Raw genomic sequence first — 14275 nt, 5'->3', positions numbered from 1 at the left:
AACCAAATAAAAGGCGGAGGGAGGATACTTCTTCCGCCTTTTATCCATTTTTTGTAATGAAGGCTAAAAACTAAGTGTTATCGTTTTGAGACGTAACACTACTCGTAACCAGGAGGGATTTAGAATTGGCTAAATTAACTGTTTCTGATTTAGACTTAGATGGTAAAAAAGTCCTCATGCGTGTCGACTTTAACGTCCCGATCAAGGACGGCGTTATTGGTAACGACAACCGGATCGTGGCTGCATTACCAACAATCAAATACGTGATCGAACATGGTGGCAAGGCCATCCTGCTTTCTCACTTAGGCCGGATCAAGAAGGAAGAAGACAAGTCTGCCTTGTCAATGCGTCCAGTTGCTGAACGTCTTTCTAACTTGTTGAACAAGCCGGTGACCTTCGTTCCTGTAACTGAAGGCGAACAACTTGAAACCGCCATCGATAAGATGAACAACGGTGACGTTCTTGTCATGGAAAACACCCGTTACGAAGATGTTAAAGATGGCGAAAACGTGAAGCGCGAATCAGGTAACGATCCTGAATTAGGCAAGTACTGGGCATCACTTGGTGACGTCTTTGTTAACGATGCTTCGGGACTGCTCACCGGTCACATGCTTCAAACGTTGGGATTGCTTCAAACATGCCACAAACCGCTGCCGGTTTCTTGATGGAAAAGGAAATCAAGTTTATCGGTGGTGCCGTTTCAAACCCAGAACACCCATTTGTTGCCATCTTAGGTGGTGCCAAGGTTTCTGATAAGATCGGTGTCATTGACAACCTGTTGGACAAAGCCGATAAAGTCATCATCGGTGGTGGGATGACCTACACCTTCTACGCTGCAAAGGGTATGAAGATCGGGAACTCACTCGTTGAAACTGACAAGATCGACTTGGCCAAGGAAATCATGGACAAGGCTGGCGACAAGCTGGTATTGCCTGTTGATTCCGTAGTTGCTGCTAAGTTTGACAACGATGCTGACCACAAGACTGTCGAAGGTGACATTCCTGATGTACATGGCCTTAGATATCGGACCAAAGTCTGTTGCTGAATTCAAGGATGTCTTGAAGGACGCTAAGTTAGTCGTTTGGAACGGTCCAATGGGTGTGTTCGAAATGCCTAACTACGCCGAAGGAACCCTTGAAATTGGTAAGTTCCTTGGTACTTTGAGCAACGCGACGACCATCGTTGGTGGTGGTGACTCAACTGCTGCCGTTCAACAATTAGGTGTTGGCGATCAATTGACCCACATCTCAACCGGTGGTGGTGCTTCCCTCGAATACCTCGAAGGTAAGACATTACCAGGTATCGCAGCCATTAGCGACAAGTAAATCTTTTTTGAAGCTGGGACCAGTGTGTCCTGGCTTCTTTACTATCAGTTTCATCAGCGTGACAAGATTTGAAAATGGTGTTTACTAGTAAAACCGGTTTCATTTCGCTAGAATAGGTCATGTGAAATTGATTTGAAAAAGGAGCGTTCGACTGTGCGAATACCACTAATTGCGGGTAACTGGAAAATGAACAAGACGATTGATGAGGCCAAGGCCTTCATGCAGGCGGTCTCAGAACAGGTGACGGATCCAGCCGACGTTGAAACGGCGATTGCGGCGCCAGCGCTGCTGTTGTCGACAATGTTAGCCAACAATCCTGGGCAAAAACTGCGGATTGCAGCGAGGACTGTTACTGGGAAGATGCTGGTGCCTTTACGGGCGAAACGAGTCCCCAGGCACTAGCTGCCATGAAGATCACGTACGTTATCGTGGGCCATTCAGAACGACGCGCCTACTTTAACGAAACGGATGATACCATCAATCGGAAGGTGCACGCCGTATATCGTAACCAGATGACACCGATCTTGTGCTGTGACGAAACGATGGGCCGTTTGGAGGCTGGCGAAAAGATCCACTGGTCGTTAGTCAGGTGACAGGCGCCTTAAAGGGCATCACAGAAGAGCAGGCACGCCAGTTGATCATTGCCTATGAACCTAGTTGGGCAATCGGCAGCGGCAAGTCTGCATCGGCTGAACAAGTTGAAGAGGGCTGCTACCTTATTCGCCAGACCGTTGCTGATTTATACAGCGATGATGTGGCCAATGAGATGCGGGTGTTATACGGCGGCAGTGTGAATCCTGAAAACATCGATTCAATTATGGCGAAGCCAAATATTGACGGTGTGTTAGCTGGTGGCGCCAGTTTGAACGCTGAAACTTATTTGCAATTGGTGCACTACCAAAAATAAGTGAAATAGTAATTGCAAGTTCAAGAGTAAACTTATAAAATAGACACGGGGAAAATTGTTTCCCGCTAGGTTAAACTTTCATAAGGAGAGAATACAATGTCAATTATTTCTGATATTTACGGACGTGAAGTCTTAGACTCACGTGGTAACCCAACTGTTGAAGTCGAAGTCTACACTGAGGCCGGTGCAGTTGGTCGCGGTATCGTTCCTTCAGGTGCCTCAACTGGTGAACACGAAGCTGTTGAATTACGTGACGGCGACAAGGATCGTTTTGGCGGCAAGGGTGTTACTAAAGCTGTTGACAACGTTAACAACATCATCGCTAAGGAAATCGTTGGCTACGACGTCACTGACCAAGTGGCTATCGACAAAGCTATGATTGCCTTAGACGGTACCCCTAACAAGGGTAAGTTGGGCGCCAACGCTATTTTGGGTGTTTCATTAGCTGCTGCCCGTGCTGCTGCTGATGAATTGGAAGTTCCTTTATACAACTACCTTGGCGGCTTTAACGGCCACGTATTGCCAACCCCTATGATGAACGTTATCAATGGTGGGAAGCATGCCAACAACAAGGTTGACTTCCAAGAATTCATGATTATGCCTGTCGGTGCACCTTCTGTTAAGGAAGCTATCCGGATGGGTGCTGAAACTTTCCACGCCTTGAAGTCGATCTTAAACGACCGCGGTTACTCAACTGCTGTTGGTGACGAAGGTGGTTTCGCTCCTGACTTGAAGAACAACGAAGAACCATTCGAAATCTTAGTTGAAGCGATCAAGAAGGCTGGTTACAAGCCAGGCAAGGACATCGCTATTGCCTTTGACTGTGCCGCATCAGAATTCTACAACACTGAAACTAAGACCTACGACTTAGTTGGTGATGGCAAGTCATACACTGCTGACGAATTCGTTAGCTTGCTTGAAGGCATCGTCGACAAGTACCCAGTTGTGTCAATCGAAGACCCATTAGACGAAAACGAATGGGAAGACTGGCAGATGGCTACTGAACGCTTGGCAAGAAGGTTCAGATCGTCGGTGATGACTTGTTCGTTACCAACACTGACTACTTGTCAAAGGGTATCAAGATGGGCGTTGCCAATGCTATCTTGATCAAGTTGAACCAAATCGGGACCTTGACTGAAACGGTTGAAGCCGTTGAAATGGCCAAGGAAGCAGGTTACACTGCTATCATCTCACACCGTTCTGGTGAAACTGAAGATACGACTATCGCTGACTTGGTTGTCGCTTTGAACGCCGGCCAAATCAAGACTGGTTCAATGAGCCGTGGCGAACGTATCGCTAAGTACAACCAATTAATGCGGATCGAAGACCAACTCGGTTCAGTTGCAGATTACAAGGGCATCAAGTCCTTCTACAACTTGAGCGAACAAGCTCGTGACGCAATCCAAGCTAAATAATAATCGACATTAATCTCGATTTATTGAACCGTCTAGCACAGTGCTGGGCGGTTTTTTTAGAGCGTGAAGCAAGGCGGGTTAGGGGCGGTGTGTAACGGACTCTGGCGGAAATGCCCGAACTTGGCATTTTTGCAGAGTCCGTTACACGTTAGCCCCGTGCCTTGCTGAACGCGTTTCCACTAGGTAGCCTACAAAGTAGTAAGTAGTCTTGTCCGTTACATTCCGCAATTTGGCACGGCACCGAAGTGGCTCGCGATGAAGCTAATTCGACTGTCGCGGTGCGCCATTCGAATGGATCTTCATCGTCTCACACATCAGTAACCGACCACAATACGGTCGCTAACTGATGTCGACACCACAGCTCCGTGCCAAATTGCTGCATTCCACTAACGTTGAACTATATTTTTCCACTGGTTAAGCATCGCACTGGCGTTAACCCAAGTTTGCGGAGAATCCGTCCTCGACTGCTAATAAGCTTATAGACAGTAATGCTTCTTATAATGTTCCAGTTGCCAGTAACGACTAATTAACTAGATTCATGACAACTTTGACAGATTTCGTATCTATGCAGACTATCGCGTGCATTGTAGCGTAGCGGCGCGATCGGCATTGCAGGCAGTAGTATCGGTATTAGTTAGCGACCGTACTTGGGTCGGTTACGAACACGGGAGGCGTAGGAGATCCTTGAATTTCTGTCAAGACATTCAATAGCTCCGGAGCGACCCACTAATGCCTGCAGGGCCGAACGGCGTAACGAAGTGAGATGTCAGCACGCTGTCGAACTGCAAAAGCTCATTTTTCACAAGGCACCGATTATGCTAAACTAAATCATAGGATTTCACGGAAAAAGAGGTTATGTAATGGATGCAAAGAAGGGAAAAGAGCGGGACTATTCGCGGTTGACGGCGGTTGGTCGCGGGTTGGTGATCGGTCTGTTTGTTGGGGTCGTCATTAGCTTGTTTCGACTCTTGATTATGAAGGGTCTGTTGTTTGTGCAATGGTTCTTCGGTCAAGCACACCAGCATGTTTGGTTGCTTGGCGTCTGGATTCTGATCAGTTTAGTGCTCACGATAGTTGTCGGAAGACTCATCAAACAAACACCTGAGATCAAAGGATCCGGGATTCCCCAAGTTGAAGGGCAGCTCATGGGCGAGTTGGACTATCACTGGTGGCCAGTCCTTTGGAAAAAATTTGTGGGTGGCGTTTTATCCATTGGGTCTGGGCTGTTTCTTGGTCGTGAAGGCCCATCGATTCAGTTGGGTGCGACAGTGGGGCAGGGCGTTGCTGCAGTGACGCATAATACGGGTAGCCAACGCCGGCTGATGATTGCCAGCGGGGCGTCTGCAGGACTGTCAGCAGCCTTTAACGCGCCGATAGCCAGTACGTTATTTATTCTGGAAGAAGTCTATCATAATTTTTCCACACTCATTTGGTTATCGGCGTTAGCCAGTGCGTTGACGGCCAACTTTGTTTCCACTGCCGTTTTTGGATTAACACCGGTGCTACATATTAATTACTTTGCATCACTGCCACTGAGCCAGTATGGGCTGTTGCTCATTCTTGGTCTCGTTCTTGGCCTGCTTGGTCGGTTGTATCAGAGTGTTGTGCTGCGGGTCGGGGATTGGTATCACAAACTGACCTGGTTACCTGATCAGTATTACAGCATCATTGCGTTACTTTTGCTGATGCCGGTTGCTTGGTATTTACCAAGTGTTCTTGGCGGCGGCAACGGGTTGATCGTTTCACTTGGCATGCATACCCCAAGCGCACTGATCCTTTTAGGCCTCTTTGTGTTGCGATTTGCGTATTCAATGATTGCGTATGGCACGGGTCTGCCAGGTGGCATTTTTTTACCTATCTTAACGTTAGGCGCTGTTTTCGGCGCGTTTTTTGGTAAACTCATGGTGCTGTGGCAGCTGACAAGACCGGCATATGTGCCGATCTTTATCATAGCGGCGATGGCGGGGTATTTCGCTGGGATTAGTAAAGCACCATTTACGGCAATTCTCCTGATTACAGAAATGGTCGGGTCGTTGCACCATCTGATGCCGCTGGCGGTGGTGTCCCTTATTGCCTACGTGACGGTCGATCTGTTAAACGGGGCACCGGTCTATGCTGCCATGTTGGAGAAGATGCAAACGCCCGCCCAACGGCATCTTACGGATGAAGTGGGGCACATGGAGATTCCCGTAATGGCGAACTCGGTCTTAGACGGCAAGCAGGTGCGTGAGGTCACTTGGCCACAGGGAGCCTTGCTGACTGAGATTCACCGAGGTGAACGCCACATTGTGCCGCGGGGTGACACGCTGATCCGGGTCGGTGACCTGTTGATCGTTCACAGCCCGTTAGATCAGAATGAAAGCGTACGTCAAGAACTGTTAAAAATGAACGGGAGTTAAATCTTCTGCACGCACGGGTGGTAATTGACGGCGTTTTATGATAAACTGTATAAAGGTATTGTCGGAGAAACGAGTAATATAGGAGGCAATTTCTTGTATAATTTACTGTTAACAGGACTGATGATTGATAGTGTCCTTATCGTTATCGCTGTGTTGATGCAACCTTCTAAGCAAGATGACGCGATGTCCGCTCTTAGTGGTGGCTCACCGGATCTATTTCAACAACAAAAAGCACGTGGATTTGAAGCCTTTATGCAACGGGTGACCGTTGTGCTGGGTGTTATTTTCTTCGTTTTAGCGTTGGCATTAGCTACTTATCATCACACTAGCAATTGGATCCTCCTGTGAATTCGCAGGAGGATTTTTGTGAAATTCTTGAACCTTTGGCGTAGTTGTTAATTGGAGGTGTGAACACCATGATTCAAATGCCAAAACCATTTTTCTTTGAAAACGACGGGCCGAAAGCCATTGTTTTGTTGCACGCGTATGCGAGCAGCAGTAACGATGTACGGATGTTAGGCCGGCACTTACAAGGAGAAGGGTACACCGTGTTAGCCCCAATGTTTACGGGGCACGCAACGGGCGAACCAAAGGATATTTTGACTGCCGGTTCACCAACTGCTTGGTGGCAGGACACCCAACAGGCCATCCAGCAATTACGCGACAAAGGTTGCCAGGAAATTAGTGTGTTCGGGTTGTCGCTGGGCGGTATTTTCGCCATGAAGGCGCTCGAAACTGATCCTAATTTAATTGGCGGCGGATCGTTTAGTTCACCAGTCGTCCGGTCCCGCGGGTCTAACTTGATTCCTGAATTTATAAAGTTGGCCGCAGCAACCTATCACTATACCGATTTAAGCCAGGCCCAGGTCGATGAGAACCTTGCCTGGTTAAAGGCCAATGTGACGACGCAACTGGCGCAAATCGATACGTTTGCGCAAACGGTCACGGATGAGCTACCAACCATTCATAAGGCCGTTTTTGTGGCGCAGGGCGGCGCTGATGAACTGATCGACGCTAATTGTGCTTACGACCTAAAAAACGCACTCACCAACGCTCAGGTTGATTTTCACTACTATGACCAAGCCGGCCATGTGATCACGGTCAACAGTGCCCGTCATGAACTCATGGCTGATTTAGATACCTACTTAACGACAATCTATAATTAAATAAATGAGGAATAAATTTTGGAAGATAACAACTTAAAGCAACAAATCGAGGATCTGCTCCGCGCAAATCCTACCAAAAAATTTCGCGTTGAAGATATTTCAGACGCACTGCACTATCACGGCTCAGCCGCATTCAAACTGATCGTGCAGGAACTTGCACGCCTTGAACGTGAAAAGGTGGCTGCTGTCACCGGTGAATCAGAATTTCAATTAGACCCGAGGCCCGCGTTTTGACCGGGATCTTCCATAGTAACGATAAGGGCTTTGGTTTCGTGGCCTACGACGATGATCTGCCAGATGCCTACATTGCGCCAGATAACACGATGTCAGCACTGAACGGCGATGAAGTTGAAATGGAAATCGTTCGGCCAGCTGATCCACGCTCTGACCGCGGTCCTGAAGGAAAAGTCACGGGGATTGCGACCCATAACTACACTCAAGTCGTTGGTGAATTTATGCAGACCGATGATGATAAGGGCTACTATGGTCAAGTCCGGTTAACCGACAAAAAGTTGAAGCGGTACAGCTTTTACGTTGTTGGGACTGGGTTAAAACCAACGCCAGGTGAAGTTGTGACGGCGGAAATCACGGGATTTCCATCGTCAGAACACCCCTTAGCGATGGTCGGCATTGCTAAAAAAATCATTGGGAGTGTTGATGATCCCGGCATTGATATTTTGTCGATCGTTTATGCACACGATATTCCATCTGAATTCCCAGAAGATGTTTTGGAAGAAGCCGATGCTATTCCAGATCACGTGACTGAAGAAGAAATGAAGGGTCGCGAAGATGTCACCGACCAGAACCTGGTGACGATTGATGGCGAATCTTCAAAGGACTTGGATGATGCCGTTACCGTTTGGAAAATGGATAATGGCAATTACCACCTTGGGGTTCACATTGCCGATGTGTCCCACTACGTTAAAGAGGGTACCCTGCTTGATCAGGAAGCCTATAAGCGTGGGACCAGTGTCTACTTAACCGACCGGGTGATTCCAATGTTGCCACGGCGGTTATCAAACGGGATCTGTTCATTAAACGAGGGCGTGCTGCGGCTTTGCATGTCCTGTGAAATGGAAATTGATCCGGAAGGTAACGTGGTCAACCACCGCATTCACCCAAGCGTGATGAAGTCAAAAGCACGGATGACTTACACCAACGTGAATAAGATCATTGAGGCGCACGATGAAGCTACCCGTGACCGATACGGCGAGTTGACCCCAATGTTTGATGAAATGGCTGAACTGCATAAGATTCTTTACAAGTCTCGGAAGCGTCGCGGTGCCATTGATTTTGACGACACTGAAGCTGAGATCATCGTTGACGACAAGGGTCACGCCATTGACATTAAATTGCGGGTTCGTGGCGTCGCTGAACGGATGATCGAATCCTTCATGCTGGCTGCCAACGAAACCGTTGCTGAACACTACAACAAGGCGAAAGCACCATTTATTTACCGGGTGCACGAAACACCAGATGGCGAACGGGTCAAGAGTTTCTTCGAATTCTTGACTGCCTTTGGCATCAACGTTAAGGGTGATCCAGATCACTTGCGGCCAAAGATGTTGCAGAACGTTTTAAAGGGTGTTGCCGGTAAGCCAGAAGAAGCCGTCGTTTCAGTCATGATGCTGCGGAGTTTGAAACAGGCTAAGTATACCGACCAATCCCTAGGTCACTTTGGGTTGGCTGCGAAGTACTATACCCATTTCACATCCCCAATTCGACGTTATCCAGATACCATGGTGCACCGTTTGATCCACTTCTACGAAAAGAACGGCATCAATGCTGAATCCAAGGCACGCTATGCTAACTTGCTAGAAGAGGTCGGTGTCCACAGTTCTGAAATGGAACGTCGGGCAATCGATGCTGAACGTGATACAGATGCTATGAAGAAAGCTGAATACATGGCAGACCACATTGGCGAAGAATTTGATGCCACGGTTAGTTCTGTCATGAAGTTTGGGATGTTCATTGAACTGCCAAACACGGTTGAAGGGCTGATCCACATTAGCCGGATGCAGGATGACTACTACGAATACGTCGAGAAGTTCCTGGCCTTGGTTGGTCGGACAACGAAGCGGACTTACCGGATCGGGCAACCCGTTCGTGTTAAGGTTGTCAACGTGGACAAGGAACAAAGTCAGATCGACTTTGACCTTGTGAACCCGGAAGCTGCGCCAACCTCTGATCTGCTGCCAAAGCGCGAATCACGCAGTCGCGGTGGTCGTAACGGCGGGTCATTCGGTCATGGGAATAACCGTAATAGCAACAACAATAATCGCAATCACGGTAATGGTAACCGTGGGAGCAACACTCGTGGCGGCAACAACCACGGTGGTAACCGCAATGGGAATGGTGGCAATAACGGCAACCAAAACCACAGTAATGGCGGCAACCACAGCAACAATAATCGTAACCAGCCACGAAAACACAACTAAACTGAACGATAAGTCAGGTGAGGATTGATGGCTAAAAAGAAAAAGACGCCGAACGATAAAAACGTGATGGCGCAAAATAAAAAAGCCCGGCACGACTATGCCATCCTCGACACATACGAAGCCGGCATGGTGCTGACGGGTACTGAGATCAAATCGATTCGAGCAAGACGCATTACATTGCAAGATGGCTTCGCTCAGATTCGCAATGGCGAGGCGTGGTTAATGAACGTCCACATTGACGAGTATGCCGAAGGAAACCGATTTAACCACGACCCATTGAGAAACCGGAAACTGTTGCTGCATAAAAAAGAGATCAAAAAACTCCAAGATGCAGTCTCTGATAAGGGTATCACCCTGATTCCACTCCGTATTTATCTCAAAAACGGTGTGGCGAAGGTGTTGATCGGTGTTGCCAAAGGGAAGCACGAGTATGATAAGCGTGAGACCTTGAAGCGCAGAGATCAGCAGCGGCAGATTGATCGGGTGATGAAACGATATTAGAGCGTGGAGCAAGGCAGAGCGTGGAGCAAGGCGGTTAAGGGGCGGAGTGTAACGGACTCTGGCAGAAAAGTCCGGGTCTGACTTTTTTGCCAGAGTCCGTTACACAGTAGCCCCTTGCCTTGCGGAACGCGTTTCCACTAGAGAAGGGGCAAGCACGTCGCCATTAGCACTTAGGAGTCTAAAATACCTTTCTGTTAGGGCTTTGGCTATCCTCTACTTTTAAATTAATCAGAATGTTGCACAGCGTTTAAAAAACAGCTAATCTCATAAAAGTGAGATTAGCTGTTTTTTGGTGCATTTCTTATACAGTCCAGTTCCGACAACGGCTTTCTAGGCCGCCACGCCGAAACGTGTTCCGGAAGGGCAAAGGGTTGCACCTAAGGGACTTCGAACGTAAAAGCCAAGCCCAGGCTTTTACGCTCAAAGTCCCTTAGGCTCCACCCTTTAAGCGCCCTTCCTCCACACTCTGTCGAAACGTGTTCCAGAAAGCTGAGGGCTACTGCATAAGCAACTTCCAATTCGAAAACCAAACCCGGGTTTTCAAACCGACAGTTACTTATGCTCCGCCCTCAAACCGCTTTCTTCCACACTCTTATCTGCATAGTGCCAAGCCCTATTCCCATGCATATCATTTGGCACATTAAACGAGACATGCCAAGCCTGACCTGGGAGTTTGAATTTTGTTCGGCGGTTAGCCCAGTGATCTAGAGTCGCAGCGATGCACAGGCAGACCGGTTCGTACGATTTTTGTGAGCAGGTGATGTGCATCTGATCATCGTCTGCATCGGCCGTCATGATTGTTTTGGTGCCGTGGTAAATCTTATAGTGACCAGTTAAAAAATTACCCACTACGATCCAGCGGAGGTTCGTAATGTAGATGAATTCGTTGAAGAAGCCAAAGCGTTTTGCGATTCGGCCGACTTTTTGGTTATGGTAATAAATGTCAAATTGGGGCAGTAAACCGAGGTTTGTTTGCCGCAGTTCAGCCAGTAGGGTACCGCTGATCTGGTAGAGTGAAAGCGTGTCTGGTCGCCGGCCCCAGCGCCCAATCAAGAGGTAGATGGACCGGTGATCTTCGTCGCGCACAACGGTAGCTCCCTTAGCTGATAGACTGTCTTTTCTAACGTACAGTGTTCGCATGGAAGCCCCCCATTCGTAAGGTTCAATATCACCTTACATAATAACATGAAACGAATCAATTTTCTGCAATGTTAATTTTCACATGAATATGCTAGAATAAATGTTGAGGTGTTGGGAATGAAACCGTTTATTCATAATGATTGGTGGGCTGAATTAGAGCCTGAGTTTGAAAAATCGTATTATCAAGACTTACATGCCTTTTTAATTCACGAGTATGAAACGCAGCTGATTCACCCCGATATGTATCACATTTATGAGGCCTTTGAATGGACACCGTTCAGTCAAGTGAAGGTGGTCATCCTGGGTCAGGATCCGTACCATGAACCGAATCAGGCGCATGGGCTCAGTTTCTCTGTGTTACCCGGGGTTCGCATTCCACCGAGTCTACAGAATATCTACAAGGAACTGCAGTCGGATCTCGGTATTCAACCCGTGAACCATGGTTATTTGGAAAAATGGGCAAAGCAGGGTGTCTTACTGTTGAACTCTGTGCTGACGGTTCGTAACGGCCAGGCCTTTTCTCACAAGGGGAAGGGTTGGGAACAGTTAACGGACGCTGCCATTCATAAGTTGTCAGAACGATCAACGCCGGTGGTGTTTATCCTCTGGGGACGGGCAGCCCAAAACAAGATCAATTTGATCGATACGGATGCCAACATCGTGATTCAATCAGCACATCCAAGCCCATTATCTGCTCATCGTGGTTTCTTTGGCTCAAAGCCGTTTTCAAAGACTAACACCGCACTTGAAGCACTGGGAGAAACGCCAATTGATTGGCAACTGCCAGAACACGCTGAGTTGATGACGACAACCATCAGCGTGCGTAACACCGCATAATAAGAGGATTGACTAGTCGGAAATTCAAACATCTGGAGGTCTGGAAAGTGGAACTTTTTGATAGTTTAAAGCAAAAGATTAGTGGTAAGAACAAGGTCATCGTTTTCCCAGAAGGAAACGACATCCGAATCATTGGTGCTGCCAGTCGGCTGTCACACGATGGCTTGGTGAAGCCCATTTTATTGGGTGACCCAGACGAGATCAACAAGCTGGCTTCAGAAAAGGGCTTTGATCTAACAGGCATCAAGATCACCAACCCGGCCGATGCACCCGAAGCAGAAAAGAAAGAGCTGCAGGATGCGTTGGTTGAACGCCGGAAGGGGAAGAACACCCCAGAACAAGTTGCTGAAATGCTGAAGGATCCAAACTACTGGGGCACCATGCTCGTGTACTTGGATCAAGCAGATGGCATGGTTTCTGGTGCCGTTCACGCAACCGGTGATACGGTGCGGCCAGCTTTGCAGATCATCAAGACAAAGCCAGGCACTAAGCGGATCATCGGGGCCTTCATCATGCAAAAGGATGAAGAACGTTACGTCTTTGCTGACTGTGGCATCAACATCAACCTGATGAAGAAGGGTTGGCTGAAATCGCCGTTGAAAGCGCAAAGTTAGCCAAACTGTTCGACATTGATCCTAAGATTGCGCTGTTGAGCTTCTCCACTAAGGGTTCCGCAAAGGACGACGTCGTTACCAAGGTTGCGAACGCCACTAAGTTAGCTCAGGAAAAGGCACCGGATCTGCCAATTGATGGTGAATTACAATTCGATGCTGCGTTCGTGCCAGAAGTCGGCGAGCGTAAGGCACCAGGGTCGAAGGTTGCCGGGCATGCGAACGTGTTCATCTTCCCTAACTTGGAAGCTGGGAACATTGCGTACAAGATTGCTCAACGTTTAGGTGGCTTTGAAGCCTATGGGCCAATTTTGCAAGGCCTGAACAAGCCAGTTTCAGACCTGTCACGTGGTGCAAACGAGCAGGATGTTTACCAAATTGCGATCATTACCGTAATTCAATCATTAGCAAATGAATCTAAATAATGCTCACAAGCGTTTGTGAATAAGAATCAAAAAGAGTCCAAGGCAAGCGATTGTCCGGGGCTCTTTTCAATCTAAGGGAGACGCATCATGATCGATAGAATTGTAACAAGTCCAGAAGAAACGATGGCAATTGGCCAACAATTAGCACCGTTTCTGCAACCGAAGGATATCATCCTGTTAGACGGTGATCTAGGTGCCGGCAAAACAACATTTACGAAGGGGCTGGCCCTTGGGCTTGGCATCAAACGAAACGTCAAGAGTCCGACATTTACCATCATCCGCGAGTATCAGGAAGGGCGCATACCGCTCTACCATATGGACGTTTACCGCTTAGAAGAAGGCGGCGGTGACGAGCTTGGTTTGGATGAATACTTCAATGGCGATGGTGTGAGTGTCGTTGAGTGGTCACAGTTTGTTGCTTCAGAGTTACCAGACGACTATTTGCGAATTGCGTTTCACCGCGAGGACGATGCTGGCGAAGCACAGCGTCGAATCACGTTTATGCCTAAAGGAAACCGGTTTGAAAAAATCGTTGATGAGTTGGAGGCACAGCTTAATGACAAGTGAAGACCTGGACTATAGACGTGTCCAGCCAGCGGATGCGCAAGCACTCTTAGCGTTACTACAGCAGTTGAGTCAAGAGACGACCACGTTTACCGTGCCGACGCCGTTGCCGAGTGTGTCGCAAGAGGTCAAGGAAATCGAACAGATCAACGCGGGCAAGGACCATGTTGTGATTGTTGCGGCTACTGGTGAACAGCTGGTCGGCGTTGTGACGGTCATGCCAACGGACGAGCAAGCAGCTGGAGAGATCGGTGTCGCAGTCTTGAAGAAGTACTGGCGGCAGGGTATCGGCTATGAGCTGATGCTGTCGGGATTGGACTGGGGGGCTCTAGAATCCAGCTATTCAGAGATTTCTTTAACCGTTCAGAAACAAAATACTGGCGCCATCGCCATGTATGAGAAAATCGGCTTTGCGACGTTGTCGACCAGTCACGTGGAAAATAGTGCGGGCGAGAGGGTTGAGGCGTTTGAGATGGCAATCGGGGTCTGAGCGTGGAGCAAGGCGGTTAAGGGGCTACTGTGTAACGGACGCTGGTCTAAAAGTCCG

At 48.3% G+C, this 14275-nt stretch carries 7 protein-coding genes and 6 pseudogenes; 12 read left to right on the top strand and 1 reads right to left on the bottom strand.

Going from position 1 to position 14275, the window contains the following annotated elements:
• Positions 1-125 precede the first annotated feature (125 nt).
• The 8 genes and pseudogenes from JCM11969_RS07085 (at position 126) to smpB (ending at position 10151) form a co-directional block, all read left to right on the top strand.
• Positions 126-1325: pseudogene (locus JCM11969_RS07085) on the top strand (phosphoglycerate kinase).
• A gap of 186 nt (positions 1326-1511) precedes the next feature.
• A pseudogene (gene tpiA, locus JCM11969_RS07080) lies at positions 1512-2232 on the top strand (triose-phosphate isomerase).
• 96 nt (positions 2233-2328) lie between these two features.
• Positions 2329-3647, top strand: a pseudogene (eno, locus tag JCM11969_RS07075) (phosphopyruvate hydratase).
• Between the two features lie 860 nt (positions 3648-4507).
• Positions 4508-6046 (top strand): ClC family H(+)/Cl(-) exchange transporter, encoded by a 1539-nt coding sequence (locus JCM11969_RS07070; RefSeq protein ID WP_054709827.1) that lies wholly within the window; start codon positions 4508-4510, stop codon positions 6044-6046.
• Between the two features lie 93 nt (positions 6047-6139).
• Positions 6140-6375, top strand: a pseudogene (secG, locus tag JCM11969_RS07065) (preprotein translocase subunit SecG).
• A gap of 87 nt (positions 6376-6462) precedes the next feature.
• Positions 6463-7212: an alpha/beta hydrolase gene (locus tag JCM11969_RS07060; protein ID WP_054709822.1), complete on the top strand. Its 750-nt coding sequence runs from the start codon at positions 6463-6465 to the stop codon at positions 7210-7212.
• Between the two features lie 18 nt (positions 7213-7230).
• Positions 7231-9650, top strand: a pseudogene (gene rnr / locus JCM11969_RS07055) (ribonuclease R).
• A 27-nt stretch (positions 9651-9677) separates the two neighbouring features.
• Positions 9678-10151: an SsrA-binding protein SmpB gene (gene smpB, locus JCM11969_RS07050; RefSeq protein ID WP_054709820.1), complete on the top strand. Its 474-nt coding sequence runs from the start codon at positions 9678-9680 to the stop codon at positions 10149-10151.
• Positions 10152-10703: 552 nt separating this feature from the next.
• Here the strand turns inward: smpB and JCM11969_RS07045 are convergent.
• On the bottom strand, positions 10704-11291 hold the full coding sequence (locus tag JCM11969_RS07045; protein ID WP_054709817.1) for an LURP-one-related/scramblase family protein: 588 nt from the start codon (positions 11289-11291) through the stop codon (positions 10704-10706).
• 117 nt (positions 11292-11408) lie between these two features.
• On the opposite strand from JCM11969_RS07045, the gene JCM11969_RS07040 reads away from it, so the two are divergent.
• From JCM11969_RS07040 to JCM11969_RS07025, 4 genes and pseudogenes are all read left to right on the top strand, one after another.
• Complete coding sequence (locus tag JCM11969_RS07040; RefSeq protein WP_054709814.1) at positions 11409-12128, top strand: uracil-DNA glycosylase; 720 nt, start codon at positions 11409-11411, stop codon at positions 12126-12128.
• A 47-nt stretch (positions 12129-12175) separates the two neighbouring features.
• Positions 12176-13164 (top strand): annotated as a pseudogene (pta, locus tag JCM11969_RS07035) (phosphate acetyltransferase).
• An 87-nt stretch (positions 13165-13251) separates the two neighbouring features.
• The gene (tsaE, locus tag JCM11969_RS07030; RefSeq protein ID WP_054709811.1) at positions 13252-13731 is read left to right on the top strand and encodes a tRNA (adenosine(37)-N6)-threonylcarbamoyltransferase complex ATPase subunit type 1 TsaE; all 480 of its coding nucleotides are present in this window, start codon (positions 13252-13254) and stop codon (positions 13729-13731) included.
• Positions 13721-14218, top strand: coding sequence for a GNAT family N-acetyltransferase (locus JCM11969_RS07025; RefSeq protein ID WP_054709808.1), 498 nt, complete (start codon positions 13721-13723; stop codon positions 14216-14218). The genes tsaE and JCM11969_RS07025 overlap by 11 nt, the downstream gene beginning before the upstream one ends.
• Positions 14219-14275 lie beyond the last annotated feature (57 nt).

It is taken from the genome of Secundilactobacillus paracollinoides DSM 15502 = JCM 11969 (genome assembly GCF_001311135.1).
Classification (GTDB): domain Bacteria; phylum Bacillota; class Bacilli; order Lactobacillales; family Lactobacillaceae; genus Secundilactobacillus; species Secundilactobacillus paracollinoides.
The sequence above is the reverse complement of the archived record's forward strand: the minus strand, read 5'-3'. Positions and strand labels throughout refer to the sequence as shown.

Excerpts from the sequence above, each read along its gene's own strand:
- smpB (WP_054709820.1), top strand. The coding sequence starts at position 9,678 with ATGGCTAAAAAGAAAAAGACGCCGAACGATAAAAACGTGATGGCGCAA.
- JCM11969_RS07060 (WP_054709822.1), top strand. The coding sequence starts at position 6,463 with ATGATTCAAATGCCAAAACCATTTTTCTTTGAAAACGACGGGCCGAAA.
- JCM11969_RS07040 (WP_054709814.1), top strand. The coding sequence starts at position 11,409 with ATGAAACCGTTTATTCATAATGATTGGTGGGCTGAATTAGAGCCTGAG.
- JCM11969_RS07070 (WP_054709827.1), top strand. The coding sequence starts at position 4,508 with ATGGATGCAAAGAAGGGAAAAGAGCGGGACTATTCGCGGTTGACGGCG.
- JCM11969_RS07025 (WP_054709808.1), top strand. The coding sequence starts at position 13,721 with ATGACAAGTGAAGACCTGGACTATAGACGTGTCCAGCCAGCGGATGCG.
- JCM11969_RS07045 (WP_054709817.1), bottom strand. The coding sequence starts at position 11,291 with ATGCGAACACTGTACGTTAGAAAAGACAGTCTATCAGCTAAGGGAGCT.
- tsaE (WP_054709811.1), top strand. The coding sequence starts at position 13,252 with ATGATCGATAGAATTGTAACAAGTCCAGAAGAAACGATGGCAATTGGC.